General features: G+C 45.8%; 12 protein-coding genes and 1 tRNA gene. 11 read left to right on the forward strand and 2 right to left on the reverse strand.

What is annotated here, in order from left to right; translation table 11 throughout:
* Positions 1–261 precede the first annotated feature (261 nt).
* Complete coding sequence (locus tag FDZ78_RS04065; RefSeq protein ID WP_136408054.1) at positions 262–537, reverse strand: hypothetical protein; 276 nt, start codon at positions 535–537, stop codon at positions 262–264.
* A gap of 748 nt (positions 538–1285) precedes the next feature.
* Here FDZ78_RS04065 and FDZ78_RS04070 point away from each other — a divergent pair.
* From FDZ78_RS04070 to FDZ78_RS14585, 10 genes are all read left to right on the forward strand, one after another.
* Positions 1286–1597 carry a helix-turn-helix domain-containing protein gene (locus FDZ78_RS04070; RefSeq protein WP_136408055.1) on the forward strand — a complete coding sequence of 104 codons (312 nt, stop codon included), beginning with the start codon at positions 1286–1288 and terminating at the stop codon, positions 1595–1597.
* Entirely contained in the window at positions 1597–2625 is a 1029-nt protein-coding gene (locus FDZ78_RS04075) for an AAA family ATPase (protein WP_136408056.1), read from the forward strand. The genes FDZ78_RS04070 and FDZ78_RS04075 overlap by 1 nt, the downstream gene beginning before the upstream one ends.
* A gap of 96 nt (positions 2626–2721) precedes the next feature.
* Positions 2722–3468: a DUF3408 domain-containing protein gene (locus FDZ78_RS04080; protein ID WP_136408057.1), complete on the forward strand. Its 747-nt coding sequence runs from the start codon at positions 2722–2724 to the stop codon at positions 3466–3468.
* Between the two features lie 223 nt (positions 3469–3691).
* Positions 3692–4063, forward strand: coding sequence for a plasmid mobilization relaxosome protein MobC (gene mobC / locus FDZ78_RS04085; protein WP_136408058.1), 372 nt, complete (start codon positions 3692–3694; stop codon positions 4061–4063).
* Positions 4064–4066: 3 nt separating this feature from the next.
* Complete coding sequence (locus FDZ78_RS04090) at positions 4067–5128, forward strand: relaxase/mobilization nuclease domain-containing protein (RefSeq protein WP_136408059.1); 1062 nt, start codon at positions 4067–4069, stop codon at positions 5126–5128.
* A gap of 490 nt (positions 5129–5618) precedes the next feature.
* Positions 5619–9023: a helicase-related protein gene (locus FDZ78_RS04095; RefSeq protein WP_136408060.1), complete on the forward strand. Its 3405-nt coding sequence runs from the start codon at positions 5619–5621 to the stop codon at positions 9021–9023.
* A 49-nt stretch (positions 9024–9072) separates the two neighbouring features.
* Positions 9073–12288 carry a DNA methyltransferase gene (locus tag FDZ78_RS04100; protein WP_240740343.1) on the forward strand — a complete coding sequence of 1072 codons (3216 nt, stop codon included), beginning with the start codon at positions 9073–9075 and terminating at the stop codon, positions 12286–12288.
* Positions 12281–13285, forward strand: coding sequence for a hypothetical protein (locus FDZ78_RS04105; RefSeq protein ID WP_136408062.1), 1005 nt, complete (start codon positions 12281–12283; stop codon positions 13283–13285). The genes FDZ78_RS04100 and FDZ78_RS04105 overlap by 8 nt, the downstream gene beginning before the upstream one ends.
* Positions 13285–13734: a hypothetical protein gene (locus FDZ78_RS04110; protein ID WP_136408063.1), complete on the forward strand. Its 450-nt coding sequence runs from the start codon at positions 13285–13287 to the stop codon at positions 13732–13734. Before FDZ78_RS04105 ends, FDZ78_RS04110 begins: the two co-directional genes overlap by 1 nt.
* Before the next feature lie 78 nt (positions 13735–13812).
* On the forward strand, positions 13813–13968 hold the full coding sequence (locus FDZ78_RS14585) for a hypothetical protein (protein ID WP_168181930.1): 156 nt from the start codon (positions 13813–13815) through the stop codon (positions 13966–13968).
* A gap of 415 nt (positions 13969–14383) precedes the next feature.
* Here the strand turns inward: FDZ78_RS14585 and FDZ78_RS04115 are convergent.
* Positions 14384–14464: transfer RNA gene (locus FDZ78_RS04115), tRNA-Leu, on the reverse strand.
* Positions 14465–15057: 593 nt separating this feature from the next.
* On the opposite strand from FDZ78_RS04115, the gene FDZ78_RS04120 reads away from it, so the two are divergent.
* A complete protein-coding gene (locus FDZ78_RS04120; protein WP_136408065.1) occupies positions 15058–16752 on the forward strand; it encodes a PKD-like domain-containing protein in 1695 nt (564 codons plus the stop codon).
* The last annotated feature ends 263 nt before the right edge of the window (positions 16753–17015 follow it).

The raw sequence follows: 17015 nt of genomic DNA on the forward strand, positions 1-17015 counted from the left end.
GATGGGAATGTATCTTTGCATCAAAATCGCGTCACTTTTGGGCAATGCCGGGCAAGATGAGCCGATGCTGCCTGAAAATTTGGATTCGGAGTGGATGGAATTGTAACTTTGCAGAGTCGCGTCACTTTGAGGCACTGAGAGGCAAGATAGTCCCATGCGCCCTGAATATTTGGATAGCAGTATGACTCTGACTTAACTTTGCGGTGAATCTTGATGGCGTTACCACCGCGCACCGGCTTTCAGCCGACATGCGCTTCAAGTTCACTCGCGATTTTCAATTGCATCACAATAATCGACCGCAACAACGAAGTCGCGGTTATGTTCATCTGGAAAATTATTGTTGGGCAATGTTGGGAAAAGTGTGTGCAAACGTGGGAAATGCACGAAAAAGCGAAATCTTTTCTTTTTGATGGCTTGTTTCTCTTCTGAAATCCAGTTGGTCAGCGTGGCCAAATGCGGCCATAGATATACTTTGTGCGGCCAAGGGGTCTGAAAATTTGGAAATCGAAGACCGCATGTTGTATATTTGTCGAGCATTACGGCTGATGAAGTCCTCTTTGCGTTCAAGATATTGTTTGCAGGAACGGCAAAAGCACGACTCCCGTAGGTAGTGATGCGACGCTTATCGGACAACTTCGGAAATTAAAAAGAATATTCAAGACATTCGTCGGACGCCGTCGGACTTTTCTCAATACTTAACCACTTGTGATTGAGTAAATGTAAGAAGTAAAACGCTGAAATATAGCAATGTCCGAGGTTTGCCCGATGCAAACCAAGCGGTTGAGACACGTGTTTTGTATACGAAGACCGACCAAAAGTAGAGCGTTGAAATCGAGATGAATTCTCATCCGGCACATTCAAAATTATACTCTGAGGAATTGCTGCCCGATGTTTTTCTCTTGATGAAGACAAATGACTGACAAGGGTTTTCAACCAACTGACCCACGGCGGGTTAATGCCGACATTATTTCTCAATGGCATAATAGCGCTATCGGGACTGCCATGGAAGTCCTGATGCCGGAGAGAAACCAATTCCATACCAATGCTTGAGGCAGTGGGATAGCCAAAGAGCCACTGGAATCTTTTTATCGTAGTGAGGGGCGCGTGACCCCGTCCCATTTCAATTCTTTTCGTGGACATTCCGCAACTTATCCGACCGCCCCGGCAGTCGGTACGGCCACCGCTATGTCTTTTCGGAAAAATGTAACTTTCGTCTTATGGAGCTGTGGCGCATCACTCCGCCAACGCCACAGATTCTTACCCCCCGGCGGAATCCGATGATTATATGAATAATATCATGACCCTCATAGAGAGTGGAGTCACCGGTCTGACCCTCACTCTGACAATCGAAGACCTCAAGGCCTTCGCGACCGATATGATTGAACAAGCCAAGGCGCAGCTTCTGCCAGTAATGGTCAACGCCTCGCAGGAGAGCTGCATCCCCAAGAAGGAAGTGCTGGAGATGTTCGGTGTATGCCCAACGACTCTCTGGAACTGGGAACGCTCCGGTTATCTTGTTCCCGTCAAGATGAAGCGCAAGATTCTCTACCGCCGCGCCGACGTTGACCGTCTGATAATCGAAAGAGGAAGACAGTGATGGACGCGAAAGATCTTGACACGCTCTGGCAAGCCTCGCAGATACGCGTCACAGACGAATTGGCGATGGCTCCCGAAGTGTTGTTCTGCAACGGCTCTGTTATCGGCACACTTGGCAACTTCTCAGCGTCCACAGGCAAAGCCAAGAGCAAGAAGACATTCAATGTCAGTGCCATTGTAGCCGCCGCGCTTACAAACGGTGAATGCCTCGGATATTCGGCAGAGTTCCCGGACGATAAAAGAACGGTTCTGTACTTCGACACCGAGCAAAGCCCATACCACTGTCAGAAAGTGATACGACGCGCCATAGAACTCGCAGGTTTGCCCACCGACAGACACCCCGACAACCTGTTTTTCTCGCAGTTGAGGGCGCAGGTTCCCGACACCCGTCTAGAAATAATCGACCGGGCGATAGCCACAACGCCAAATGTAGGATTGGTAGTGATCGACGGCATCCGTGACCTTATGTTCGACATCAACAACGCCACCGAGTCATCGCGCCTCATCAACAAACTGATGGAATGGACAGACAACAATCAAATCCATATCCACACGGTGCTCCATCTCAACAAGAGCGATGACAACGTACGCGGTCATGTCGGCACCGAGTTGAACAACAAGGCTGAGACCGTTCTGCAAGTCAGCAAAAGCGCGACCGATGATGAAGTGACCGAAGTGTCGGCATCCTGCATCCGTGCAATGGACTTCTCGCCATTCGCCTTCCGTATCAACGACAACGGTTTGCCTGAGATCGCCGACGGCTATACCTTCAACCGTCAGAAGCCGCAGACATTCTCCTACAATGAACTGACATCCGAACAGCATCGCGCGGCATTGGAAAAAGCGTTCGCGAATGGAGCAATCAAAGGTTGTCAGAACTGCGAGGACGGACTCAAACAGGCGTATGCCGCCTGCGGCTTCCCATTCGGCGACGGAAAGGTGACGAAACTGAAAACATTCCTTATGAACAAGAGGATGATTGTCAGAGAAAACGGAGCCTACGCCTACAATCCCGATTTCTACTACTGATTTCAGTTCAGTTTGGAACGGGGTGTATATAAGCGAGCCAAACTTGAACCGACAAGCCATTCTTAACCCCTTTGTCCAATAATTAAAATAGATATTATGAGTAATAAAAATATTGTAGTTCCTGAAGATCAAGATGAATTCATGGAATGGATGAGGGAAACCTCACGACCGACATACGCGAAACCCGGCGAGTCGGATTCCAAGGCACGAGAAAGTAAATCTTCCGACAAACCGATGGACAACTTTGATATAGACAATATCAACATGAATATCTTAGGGCTGGAGGATGAAGTCACTCCAACGACTTCAACGACTGATGCCAACAAAGCCATTGGAGCGGGCACGTCACTTTCCGATGAAGCGAAGGCAATCAAGGAAAGGATGCACGCGAAGCAAGTAAAAATAGACGAAGATGAGGCCAAACGCGTAGCCGCCGAGGAAATGGCAGAACGTGAGAGCGATTCTACCTCCGCTATACAATCCGCATTATCCACTAATGTGACTATAATGACTGAGGTTGATACAGTCAATGAAGTGAGTGGTGTCAATAAGGAAGAAGAGGTGTCAACTGACAAGATGCCGTCCCAAAAGAAGCCCACCCGAATCAGTGCCAGGATGCGACGTACCAAACTTGCAGACTTCCACGACTCCTATCTCGTAAAGACAAGCACCAAGGACGGCTCTCCGATAACAATTTCCCCCGACCTCATCAAAATGGCCTATCGGATTTGTGCTCTCTCAGGCGACCACAAGGCGCGGCCGACCTACCTCATCAATAATCTCCTGCGTGAGATTTTCAAGGAAATGGAGCCGGATATTTCGGAGTGGTCGAAACTTGACTGAGATTGAGACAGCACCTAAGCACAAGCCCTAACCGATGGCGAATTTGAGAGGTTATAGCCTCTTAATCGCAGCGGAAACTGACGCCCATAGGCGACAACCACCGCAATGATAATGGAGGGGGAGCGAGTTTAGGCTTTGGTAATACCAAGCCGTTTTCTGCACCTCGAAACTCCCCCTCCATTCTTCACTACAATGACTATAACCGTTTAATAACTTTAGTGATATGAATAGAAAAAAGAACCGCCGCCCCATGCCGGGGCACGATGTCGAGGATATGTATGATGTGATCAACCTACCCAAGACAATCAAGTTTTCTCTAAACCAGCTCGACCACGCAAACGAGCGCAAGCGCAAGGCCGGCTACCGGAATTTCTCCACATTCGCCCGTGACTGCATCCTCAATACGCAGATTGTGGAGCGCCTTTCGCCGGAGCAGATGAGGATTCTCAACGAACTTATCCGCGAGGGTAACAACCTTAACCAGATCGCCAAGGCGTGCAACAGCGGAAGATGCTTCGCTGTGGCAAACCAAGCCACGGCAGTGCTGAAAAGACACAATGCGCTCATCGACCTGTTCTATGAAATTAAGGCCTAAAATATGTTTGCCAAGATAAGAAAAGGTAACGGATTTGGAGGCTGTCTGGACTATATAACCCGTGTCAAGCAGGACGACAAACCTATAGAGAAGCGTGTCTGGAAAATCCTCGACAGCGACGGCGTAAGGATTGCCGATGGTGAGAAAGATTGGCGAAAGAGAGCCGCCGCCGACATAGAGCGGCCAACCCTGACAAGGTCTAAAATCAAAGACCCGTGCGGACATATCACGTTGGGATTTGCACCGGAGGATGCCCACCGCCTGACCGATGAATTCATGACTCAGATCGCCAAAGAATACATGGAGGCGATGGGGATAAAGAATACTCCATACGTTATTGTCAGGCACACGGATGCTGACCATCCCCATTGCCACCTTATGTTCAGCCGCGTGGATTACGACGGAAAAATCATCAAGCCAGTCACGAATTGGCACCGTAACAAGCGCGTATGCTTCGATATAACCGAACGCCATGGCCTGACCATTGCCGAGGACAGTCTTTCGATTGACACCTCAAAACTGCGAGGCGCGGAGAAAAGCCGTATTGAAATCCGCCAAATTGGTCACGAAGTCCTGAAAGACAAATCCATCACTGACTGGCCGACATTTCAGAGAAGGATGAAAGAACGGGGCGTGAATGTGAAATGCCTGTGGAAAGATCCCGATGCAAAGAAACTTGAGATTAAGACCCTCATCTATGCTAAAGGCAATCATTCTTTCATCGCATCCAAAATCGGCAAGGATTATACGCCCACCGGCTTACTTACCCAATTTGAGGCAAACCTCAAAAGCCAAATGGCTCCGACCGCCAAGGCCGCCACGACGGCTCTGACACCCGCAGCTGCGCCTCAGCCCCAAGCCCCGGCAATTACCCTTTCAACGCCATCACTCGGAAGCCAATCGGCAGACGACACCAACATGGTACTAGGAGGAGGTCTGTCCGACGACTTCGCTCACTTTCTCAAAATGCACCCCGGCCTCAGCATCGAAGAAGCCAAACGCAAATTCAAGGAACAGCAGAAACTCAAAGCCCAGCAGCGCAAAGGCCCCAAAATGCACCACTAACATACAGCCGCCGAGAGAACCCAATCTCTCGGCGGCTTTTTACGCTAAATATCGGCAATAATGATATGTTACGCAGCATAACCTCATTGTAGTCTGCGAATTTTTTTGTAATTTTGCAGTTGAACCCCGCGATGCGTGGTACCTCAGAGGAGGATTAACACCGGGTGTTGGGTGGTTCGTTTTACATACGAAAGGCGTTTACCAACGCTTGATTCTTGGCTATTCGGAACCTGAGAAATTTTGAATTTGCAACCAAGGATGAAGCAATAGTAGATGCCCCATGGGTACGTTTATGTACTTCCTTCCCACAAACGGTAAGTTATGGGCAGGAATTTTTGCATATACATACTTCGCGGGGTGATTCTACCATTGCTCATTCAGTTGCAATGGCAGTCTCAGGGCCACGAATAGCGGAATGGGCATGGTGTGGCTCCCCGTTTTTCGTTAATATCAACCCAATCTCCGCTTCGAGCCGGCGGCATATTATGTAATGGCTCGTATTTACGACAATATCGAAATAAAATTTGAGCAGGGACTCAAAGATATTATAGAATCTTCAGGTGTTAAACGTGTGGATTTTTGCGTCGGCTATTTCAATCTGCGGGGTTGGGATAAGGTGGTTGAGCATGTTGAGCAACTTGAAGGAGATTTTGTTTTTGAAGGTCGCGCCAACGAACATCGCACTTGCCGTTTGCTTATAGGTATGCACCAGCCACCGGCTGAACTGGTGCGGATGCTTTATTCCAACGGCGATTACACACCTGATTCTGAACTTGTACAGAAAATCAAACGTCGTATCGCTCGGGATTTTCGCAGTCAACTGCTACTGGGAATACCCTCAAAACATGATGAATGGACGCTTCGCAGATTAAGCACCCAGCTTAAATCAAGAAAAGTAGTTGTAAAACTCTCTGTCAAAGAACCTCTCCACGCAAAATTATATCTAGCATATCGCCCGGAAGACCGATTCAATCCCATATTGGCGATTATGGGTAGTAGTAATCTAACTTATTCGGGACTTACAAAACAAGGAGAACTAAACGCAGAATTTCAAGATAGGGATCAAGCTGAAAAATTATCCGCTTGGTTTGAAGCGAGGTGGAATGACAACTTTTGTGTGGATATTACATACGAACTCATCAAAGCCATTGATGAAAGTTGGGCCGCGGAGCGAGAAATTCCACCTTACTATATCTATCTCAAAATCGCATACCACCTGAGTGAAGAAGCGCGTAACGGCATAAAGGAATTTGCCCTTTCACCGATATTTCAACGCGAACTATTCGATTTTCAGCAGAATGCGGTTAAGATTGTTGCACGTCATCTCAACAATGACAAGCGACGGGGTGCAATGATTGGCGATGTTGTGGGTTTGGGCAAGACCATTACAGCCTGTGCAGTAGCGAAAATCTACGAAACAACGTTTGCCGGGACCACACTTATAATCTGTCCTGCCAATTTGCAGGAGATGTGGCGAAAATACATTGTCAAATACGACCTCAAAGCAGAAGTCACTTCAATGTCAAAACCCATTGATGTTGAAAAGGCTCGTTTCTATCGTCTGATAATTGTCGATGAAAGCCATAATCTGCGTAATGGCGGCAAGCGGTATCAGAATATCAAAAACTTGATTGAACACCAGTCGAGCCGTGTTCTTTTGCTGACTGCAACGCCATACAACAAGCATTATTCCGACCTTGCAAATCAATTGCGACTCTTTATATCCGATGACCAAGACCTCGGAATACGACCTGAACGTTACATTGAAAGTCTTGGAGGTGAGCGAGGTTTTCAGATGCAGCATAGCGACATACCAATTCGCACTATCGGAGCATTTCAAAAGAGTGAGGACGTTGAGGATTGGAATGAGCTGATGAAGTTATTCCTGGTGAGAAGAACACGTTCTTTTATCCGTAATAACTTTGCCAAGTATGATGAGAAGGGAAAATACTTGCAATTTCCCGACGGAACAAAATCCTATTTCCCCGACCGGATACCACGTTCCATAAAGTTCGCCACAATTTCAGGTGATCAGTACTCACGGTTATATTCGTCGGATATGATTGATCTGATGGAATCGCTTGCTTTGCCTCGTTACGGTCTCAGCAATTTCATTAGTGACAAAGCCTCCGCTGATGCACCAAAGCATATTCAGACGTTGATTGACAATCTTTCACGCGCAGGAGCACGTATGATGGGGTTCTGCAAAAGCACTTTCTTCAAACGTATGGATTCGAGTGGTTTTGCATTCCTGCTCACACTTTATCGTCATATCCTCCGCAACTGCGTTTATATCTACGCTCTCGACAACAAACTGCCGGTCCCTATTGGTGATGGTAATGCGTTGCCAGAAGATTATACTGAAGACTTTGACAATGACGGGAATGTCTTTGGAGAGGACGGCAATGAGCCGGCTATTGACGCAACCCTTGATATTCCTACTGATCTTGATGATTACATACGAAAGGCCAAAGACCATTACGATATTATCACCCAGAAGAATAATATATCTTGGCTTGATGCTAAATTCTTCAAACGGACTCTTAAGCAACAGCTTAAAGCCGACTGCGAGATTATTCTGCAAATGATTCGGCTTTGTGGAAAATGGAAGCAGAACGAGGATCAAAAGCTCAACGAATTGGAGCAATTATTGCGCGGGAAACATCAGGAATACGACGAACACGCGGCGGATAAAGTCGTTGTCTTCACTCAATACTCCGACACCGCCCGATATATCTACTATCAACTGCGCAAGCGTGGTTTCTCCAATGTGGACTTCGCAACTGGAGGAAGTGATAATCCATCTCAAATTGTTGAGCGTTTCTCTCCTGTCAGCAATGAAGCTGTTTGTAAATACCCACTTGACAAACAGACACGCATACTCATCGCAACGGATGTGCTTTCCGAAGGCCACAATTTACAAGATGCCCACGTAATTGTCAATTATGACCTTCCCTGGGCAATAATCCGGCTCATCCAACGTGCCGGTCGTGTTGACCGTATCGGCCAGAAAGCCGACAAGATTTATTGCTACTCATTCTTCCCGGCCGACGGTGTGGAGGAAATCATAAATCTCCGAGGTCGCCTCAACGACCGCATCAACGCCAATGCCAACATCGTTGGCTCTGATGAGGTGTTCTTCGAGGGTAACGAACAGAATCTGCGCGATATGTTCAACGAAAAATCGGGTGTTCTTGATGATGCCGACGATGGAGATGTCGATCTTGCTTCTCAGGCATATCAAATTTGGAGTAATGCTATTAAAGTAGACAAACGATTAAAAGAGATTATCCCTCAACTTCAGAATATGATTTACTCCACACGCCTTGTTGACAGCCGTGGAGAACAGGGTGTTGTGACCTATACCCGAACAGCCAACGATTTTGATGTGCTGACTTGGCTTGATACTGATGGCAATGTGGTCTCTCAGTCGCAACAACGTATCATGCAGGCTCTTGCCTGCCACCCGGATACACCGTGTGCGCCACCTCTTGAAAACCACCACGATTTGGTCAGCGAGGCTCTTGAAAAAATAAAGGAGCAAACCGTGAACAACACCGGAGGTGTTCTTGGCAACCGTTTCTCCACACGGTATCGTATAGTTGACCTGCTCAATCATTACTACGAGCAACCGACAACGCTTTTCTTTGGAGAAGATCGACGGGAGGAACTTAAATACGTTATCGACGACATCTACAACTATCCGCTCCAAGGAAACGCAAAATTCAATATCGGACGAATGCTTAAAAACAGCGGACGAGCTGCCGATGATGATATTGTAGATTATGTACTTGAACTGCGTCGCAACGGTCAACTTTGCGTGATTGCCGACGAAGACATCGAAACCAAAGAAAATCAAATAATCTGCTCAATGGGATTGCGCCATGAATCGTAATACTTTCAACACTTATATAAATGAGGCCGACTTCCGAGGTCTCTTCCTTATGGAACTTGGATGGAACAAGCCTAAAGGCAATCCCAGACTTCTTCCTATTGTAATAGACGAAACTGAATACAGATTCATCTGCGTTGCTGAACGTAATGGATTGCAGGTGGTTGTTGTGGATGTTGAGAATATCCCCTCCACATCGCTTGCCCGGCGTATAGACGCGCAGCTACGCAAACAGGCACAGGATTATATTGCTATTTACAAGGCTAATGACAGAGATGGTCACCACGCTTGGATTGTACCTGTCAAGAATGTTGACAAGCGAGATCTGGTGAGCATTGAGTATGAATCTCCCTCAAAGGCAGACTTCCTACTTCAAAAACTCGATTGCATCACTTTCGACCCCGCGGAAGCCACAACCATTGTTGATGTAAAGGAGGGAGTGCATCGCGCTTTCGCTGTCAACGCTGAAAAAATCACAAAGGATTTCTATTCGGGGTTCAAGAAGGAACACACTGCCTTTGCCAAGTTCATATCCGGTATAGATGACAATATTGCAGTCAAAGACAACCGTAATAAGCAATGGTACGCTTCGGTCATGCTCAACCGACTGATGTTCTGCTACTTTATTCAGAAGAAAGGTTTTCTTGACGGCAATGTAAATTATCTGAGAGAAAAACTTGAATGGGTGCGTAGAGAGCAGGGGGAAAACCGTTTCTTTGGCTCATTCTATAAAGAATTTTTGACTCGTCTTTTCGCGGACGGTCTCAACGCTCCGCAGCATGACCAAGACTTTATAGACAAATTCGGAAGAATTCCATATCTTAACGGAGGCATGTTCGACCATCACCAGATTGAACGTGACTATGCCGATATTGACATTGCAGACGATGCCTTCATTTCGCTGTTCTCGTTCTTCGATAAATGGCAGTGGCATCTTGACACCCGCGTAACTGCTTCAGGTCGTGACATCAATCCCGATGTCCTTGGTTATATCTTCGAGCAGTATATCAACGACCGTGCCGCTATGGGTGCCTACTACACAAAAGAAGACATCACTGAATATATTGGCCGTTCAACTATTCTGCCGTTCCTTTTCGACAAGGTTGCGAAGAATTCAGGCTCTATGGAAAAACTGTTTGCTTCCGGTGGTTGGGTCTGGAATAAACTCCGTGAAAGTGGCGACCGGTATATTTTTGATGCCGTCAAGCAAGGTTTTACTCCTGATTGGCGTGAACTGATACCCGCAAATATTGCCATAGGTCTCGATACTACAAAACCGGAATTGCTGGAACGACGTAAGGATTGGAACACTCGGACTCCGGAGCCATGGGCATTGCCAACCGAAATCTGGCGTGAGACAATTGAGCGACTTCAGCGTTGCGAATCAATACTTGACAAAATCAAAGGTGGTGAGATTTCCTCGATCAACGACTTCATAACATACAATCTCGACATCCGTTCTTTCGCCGCTGACCTTATCGCAGCAGACGATCCGCCACAGGCATTTATCTACAATTTCTACGATGCCTTGCGCAGTGTGACAATCCTTGACCCAACATGCGGCTCAGGTGCATTTCTCTTTGCTGCGATGAATATTCTCGAACCTCTATACTACGACTGCATCAACAAGCTTGAAAGCTATCCTAACAAGTCTGAGCAGACAAAAGCGGCACTTAATGAGATAAAAGCGAAGTACCGCTCAAACATTCACTATTTCATTTTCAAGTCCATTATTCTCAGGAATCTATATGGCGTTGACATCATGGCAGAAGCCACCGAGATTGCCAAACTCCGTCTTTTCTTGAAAATGGTGGCAGTGGTAGATGTTGACTATAGAGCTGACAACCTTGGTCTCGACCCATTGCCCGACATTGACTTCAACATTCGATGTGGCAATACACTTGTTGGCTATGCCAATGCAGATTCTGTTTATGCCGACCACCAGGGCGACCTCTTTGCTGCACAGGAATACCACGACACCATAGAAGCTGAGATGAACAAAGTATCCATGGTTTTCAAGATATTCAAACACCTCCAACTTACACAAGAAGCTGATAAGCACGAAGAATTCATAGACGCCAAAAAAGACTTGAGCAATCGTCTTATAAAGCTGAATGATACCCTCAATCATCATCTCTATAATGCAACAGCATCTAATATTACATATGACGAATGGTTGAAGTCTCATCAACCGTTCAACTGGATAGCGGAATTCTACGATATCATCCACGGCAACAGTGGTTTCGATGTTATTATAGGTAATCCTCCCTATGTGGAATACACCCGGAAAAACAAGGAAACTAAAAAATCTATCAGTGACATCTATAAATTAGTCGGTTACAAAACCATTAAATGTGGAAATCTCTATGCCTATGTAATCGAACGCAGTTGCCAAATTTCAAATAATACTGATAATATCGGCTTTATTGTACCCCTTACTTTGGCATCAAATAATAATATGCTCGAATTACGTAAGTTGATTACTGATAGCGGATTGTCATGGTTTAGTCACTATGAGGTAAGACCAGCCAAATTATTTGAAGGAGCAGAACAAAGGCTTACCATTTTTTTAATGCGTAAGTCCTGTAAAAGGTCGTTATTTAGCACTTCAATAATACGATGGCATAATGAACATCGTAGTTCATTGTTTACAACTATTCATTACTCTCCATCTTTTTTCAATGGTACGATATGGAGAACGTCTTCTCCGATAGAAACATCAATATATAATAAGTTTCAACAGCAACAATCAGCATCCATTCTATTGCGCGATGCTGGATTTCCATTGCAATATCGTACAGCAGGCGTAAGATACTGGATAATATTTGTAAATAACGGGTTCGGCACCGAATCTCTTAGCAATAAAATAGCATACTACGAAGATATAGAGCAGTCTAAATTTTTTATGGCCGCTTTCAATTCTAATGTCTATTGGTGGTACTATGCCTTGAATTTTGATATGTTCAATCATAAAGATTACATGATTTTCGGTTTTAGATTGTCATATATTCACGACAATCAATTGATTGAACTTGCCAACCAGTTGGAAAGAAGTTTGGAGGATAATAAAGTTGAGCAGATCATCAATAGTAAAACACGAGGAACCGTAACCACTTCTTATTACCAGAAAAAACAATCAAAGCTTATTATTGACGAAATTGACAAGGTATTGGCGAAGCATTACGGATTCACGGAAGAAGAGTTGGACTTCATTATTAACTATGACATCAAGTATCGCATGGGCGATGAAATTAATTCTGATGAATAAACGCGACCAAATATCTATATACATTAATAATCCGACAAGGTATTACTTGCTTTGTCGAATTGTTAATATGGGAGACTCTCGTTCGCCTGACTTAAAATTCACAGATGTATCTGATTATGGATATATAACTAAAGTTGGTCGTTATGATGGGACTATAAAACCAGAAGATGAAATTGATTTTGCATCAAAAAAGGTCGAATTATCTTATCATAAAGATGGTAGCCCTCTTTATAAAAGTCAAAACAAAGGCAATTATAAACCATTGTATTCAAATTTTATGCAACCGGGATTCAGGCAGATACCAATAAATGACTGCTCAGACATCTTACCACTTATCAACTTTCAAATTAGAAGACCTGAAATATATAAGTCCGCTAAATTAGATACCGAGAGTACCAAACACAAGGTTTACATATGCACAAATAAAATTTTATTTACTGAGGAACAGCAATTGTTTGCGGTTATTTATGTTAGGCACAAGCATATTCCCTTAACAAGAATATCGACTAACGATTACTATTCTGATATTCTTGCACGAATTTCAGATGAAACGGATTTATGTATTTTCATTTGTCGTCATAGTTATCCTGCTCCTAAACCATACTATGATTTGGGCTTTAAGGGATGGATAACACCTTACCCTTGTAATTCAGTATCATTTTGTAATCAAAAATCTTTATTTGATGAAATGGTTACAAAGCTACACCATAATATTTTTGACGGGGCATTTGCGACGTATATAAATATACTCGGAGATGGAGAATTATTTCATTTAACAGAAGAAAAGTTATTGGTCCTTGATGAAATTGATATTTTCTTTGAGGGGATCGTGAACCCAGTTGTACATAAACCTGAGTTCACTAAATTTGTATTTGAAATATTCAAATACAATCCACAAGAATTTATCTCTAAGCCTTTTCAAAATAGACAAATGGCATTAAAGGCCATTTGGGACACGATATTATATGAAGGCAAACAACGTAATTGGTTTAATTAATGGAAACTCTTGGGAATGTAATACTACTCGACCGACACCGCTTTGGTTTTCTTGCCGGGAGTAAGATTGCAGCTCTGTCGGTGCTTCCGACCCTTGATTGGGCATCAGAAGTTTCAGTTCGTAAAGATGTTTCCGTTGTCAGCGGTTTCCATTCTCAATTAGAACGACAAGTACTTGATTTGCTCTTAAAAGGCAAATGCGGCATAATTTGTGTCCTTGCTCGTTCTTTATATGCTAAAATACCATTGGAATTCCAGTCAGCCTTTACAGGCGGACGTGTAATTTTTGTCAGCGAAGAAAGGCAAGTTCGCCCTACGAAGAATTCTGCCTATCGCAGGAATCAATTGGTGGTCAGCCTTTCAGATGAGTTGGTGATTCCCCAAATATCGTCTGAAAGTTCACTTCACCCAATAATAACTTCATTCACCAAAACAATATCAATTCTGTAAATCATGAGTTTTTTGGAGTTTTATAAGAGATATGTTTGTGTTTGACTGGCTGTTTGGTCACCGCAAGAAAGAATCCTTTTGGGAACGGAGTCAAGAGAGCAACAACGTTTCGACAACAAGTCGTCCCACGATGAGTATAGCGACAGCAGTTACAGTCATTACCATCACAATGATTATGCCCAACAGGATTTCGATGACGATCTCGATTCGGGCATGTTCGACGATGACTTCTAACCCAAAGGTCTTCTCAATGCCATCATATTTGTAGGTTTGGTTTAGGTCGGGTAATATATACCCGAGTTAAACCAAACTTATATACCAAACTTATATATAGGCCACTGAAAAGAAACTTGCCAATGAGAAAAGGGCTGGCTAGAAGAAAAACGCGGCCGAGCCTTGTCGTAATGACTTGTGTTGTCTATGGATAGGGTGGTCGAGGAGGCAGAGTCGAGAAGTGAGAGGTTATGCTACTGCGACGGGTGTATTAAAGAAAGTTAATAAATCCAAATTCGATTTATTCAGTTGGATTTGCGGTGTTTCAGCGGGGTTGAATGGCTGACTTTTTTGAGGCTCGCTGACAATTTGCTGACAATTTCTGAATGTAAAAATCGCAAGTAATTGATTTTCAACTACTTGCGATTTCATAGGGTGCCCAGAACAGGACTCGAACCTGCACGCCTCGCAGCACTCGCACCTGAAACGAGCGCGTCTACCATTCCGCCACCTGGGCTTTTCGGAGGACAAAGGTAAGCATCTTTTTTCATTCCTCCAAATTTTTTCGGCTTTTCAATATGTTTTTTTCTTACTTTTTTCTTGTTACTTTGTTTTTTACCGCTTATTAACAGTATCTATTCTCTTGTTATGCAACAACTTATACAGACATCTTTTACTATATTCATCCGCCATTATTCCTGCCGGCTGCTTTTCCCGGAACAATGCAAGGTGATTAATCACTAACAATCAACCTATTTCACACACCCAACAGTCCTGACTGACTCGATTCAACCTCTTTTCAAGACTGATCTTCATGTTTCGTTCTCTATTTTTATCTCTTCCTTGCTCTGATTTTTTCACTACTCCAATACTCTATCTATGGCGATTCTCTCGCTGCGCGATTTTGTTTTTACACCTTAATTATATATTGGGAGCCAAGCATTGTTGACAATTGTTTTATGGTGGCAATGGCGACCTTTAAGGCCTTTAATTCTTTTTGTGTTTCTCCTGTCGGTGTTTTTTTGTATTTTTGGCAGCATTTTCCCGATAATCATAAGTTTATCACCAGTCACAGCACTGCAGTCATTTTTTCATTCCCGTCAATTAACGATGAAATCAAATATTTTTTACCTCCTCCTATCTTTCCTCTGCCTCAACAGCCTCTTCGCCTGCAATACCGACAAAGACCTGATGGCGCCTGACCGCAGCCCGATTTCTGTTTCGTTTGACAATGAATCCGGCGTCTACGAGCTCAAAACCGACCGTCAGCTTACGGTCACGCCCATTGTGGCCAACGCAGTCAATCCGCGCTACAAGTGGGTCGACGACCGCGGAACGACCGTGGCTTCCGGTTTGACCCTGAGTTTTTCGTCACAGACAGAGGGTGTGTTCTATTTCACTTTCTGCGTTGATGCCGACAACGGTTCGGCCCGTGAAGAGATCCGCATCGACGTGCTCTCAATGGTGGTTCCAACCGTCACTCTGCCTACGGAGATGCAGACCACCGTGGGCCGTGAGCTTACAATCACTCCTGCAGTCAGCACCGGGGGCGATGAATCGGCCGCCTATGAGTGGCAACTCGACGATACTGCTGTCAGCTCCGACACGGTGTTCACCTTCCAAGCCGACCAGGAGGGCACCTACACGCTCCGCCTGACGGTCAGCAACTCCGACGGCAGCGGATCTGCCGAAATGAAAATCAACGTCACAAGCGTCCGGGAGCTATCGGTCAGCTTTCCTCGCTCTGAGATCGAAGTCCTCAGCGGCCGTACCGTCAGCCTCACCCCGATAATCCGCGACACCATAGGCCCGACGAGCTATGAATGGAGCATCGACGGGCGTCTGATAGCCGATGCCAACGGCACAGTCCTCGAATACACGCCTTCTTCACCGGGTCTGTCTACCGTAAGTTTGAAAGTCACAGACTCAAACACCAGCCGCGCGGCATCTGTCAGCGTCAACTGCCTCCAGGCCACCGAAGCCGACCGCTACCGCCCGGCCACTGCATCAAGCTCCGCCGACCGCGTCACCGTCTATGAATTCCTGCCCGCTCCCGGACAGTTCATCCATCAGATCAGCGCGACAACCGCCACCAAAGCCTGCCGCGAAGCCGAGCGGCGCCTCGCCAACAACCAGACCGTCTCGCTCGGAGCATTCGGCGGATACATCACCGTCGGTTTCGACCACAGCGTCAGAAATATCAGCAGCGACTACGACTTTGCCATAGCCGGCAACTCATTCCGCACCAGCAACGAGCCCGGAATAGTTTGGGTGATGCAGGACGAAAACGGCAACGGACTGCCCGACGACACCTGGTATGAACTGCGCGGCAGCGAGACCGACAAGCCTGAGACGCTCTACAACTACTCCGTCACCTACTACCGCCCTTCCGCCGCAGGTTCACCGATAGCCTGGGCCGACAGCGGGAATTTCACCGGAACCCTGACCGTCATGCCATCATGGCCCTCATGGCAAAACACCGGAAGCTACACCCTCAGCGGCACTAGACTTAAAGCCAGAACCATTTTCACAACCGAATGGTCAAACGAGCCTTTTGACTGGGGCTATGCCGATAACATGGGCAGCGACCGCCTCACCGACTCCGAAAACCCCGATGCCGGCATGAACTACAACTATTTCAAGATCGAAAACGCCATGTCAGCCTCGCGCCGACCGGTGAGTCTTGCCTATATCGACTTCATCAAAGTGCAATGCGGAGTCAACTCCACAGCCGGCATACTCGGAGAAGTTTCCACCGAAGTCTTCGGCTTCCTCGATTGCACAATGAACAGGCAGGCGGAATAAAAAAATTTCGCTCCGCCCGCATTATCGCACCAAAACGCGGCCCTGACGGCATTACCTTTGCATCATCATCACCAAAATCACCCGCTCCCCCGCTCCCCTAACCCTCTCAACCGTCACTCCCGCAATGAAAACCCTCACCTCCAGCCATCGCCACCCGCGCCCCACAGTTTCCCCGCAAGCCCTACGCCCCCTACAGTCCATAGCCGAATCAGCGTATGTGACATGATTTTTTTATGCAATTACAAAAATTCTGACTAACTTTG

It is taken from the genome of Duncaniella sp. B8 (assembly GCF_005304985.1).
Taxonomy (GTDB): domain Bacteria; phylum Bacteroidota; class Bacteroidia; order Bacteroidales; family Muribaculaceae; genus Duncaniella; species Duncaniella muris.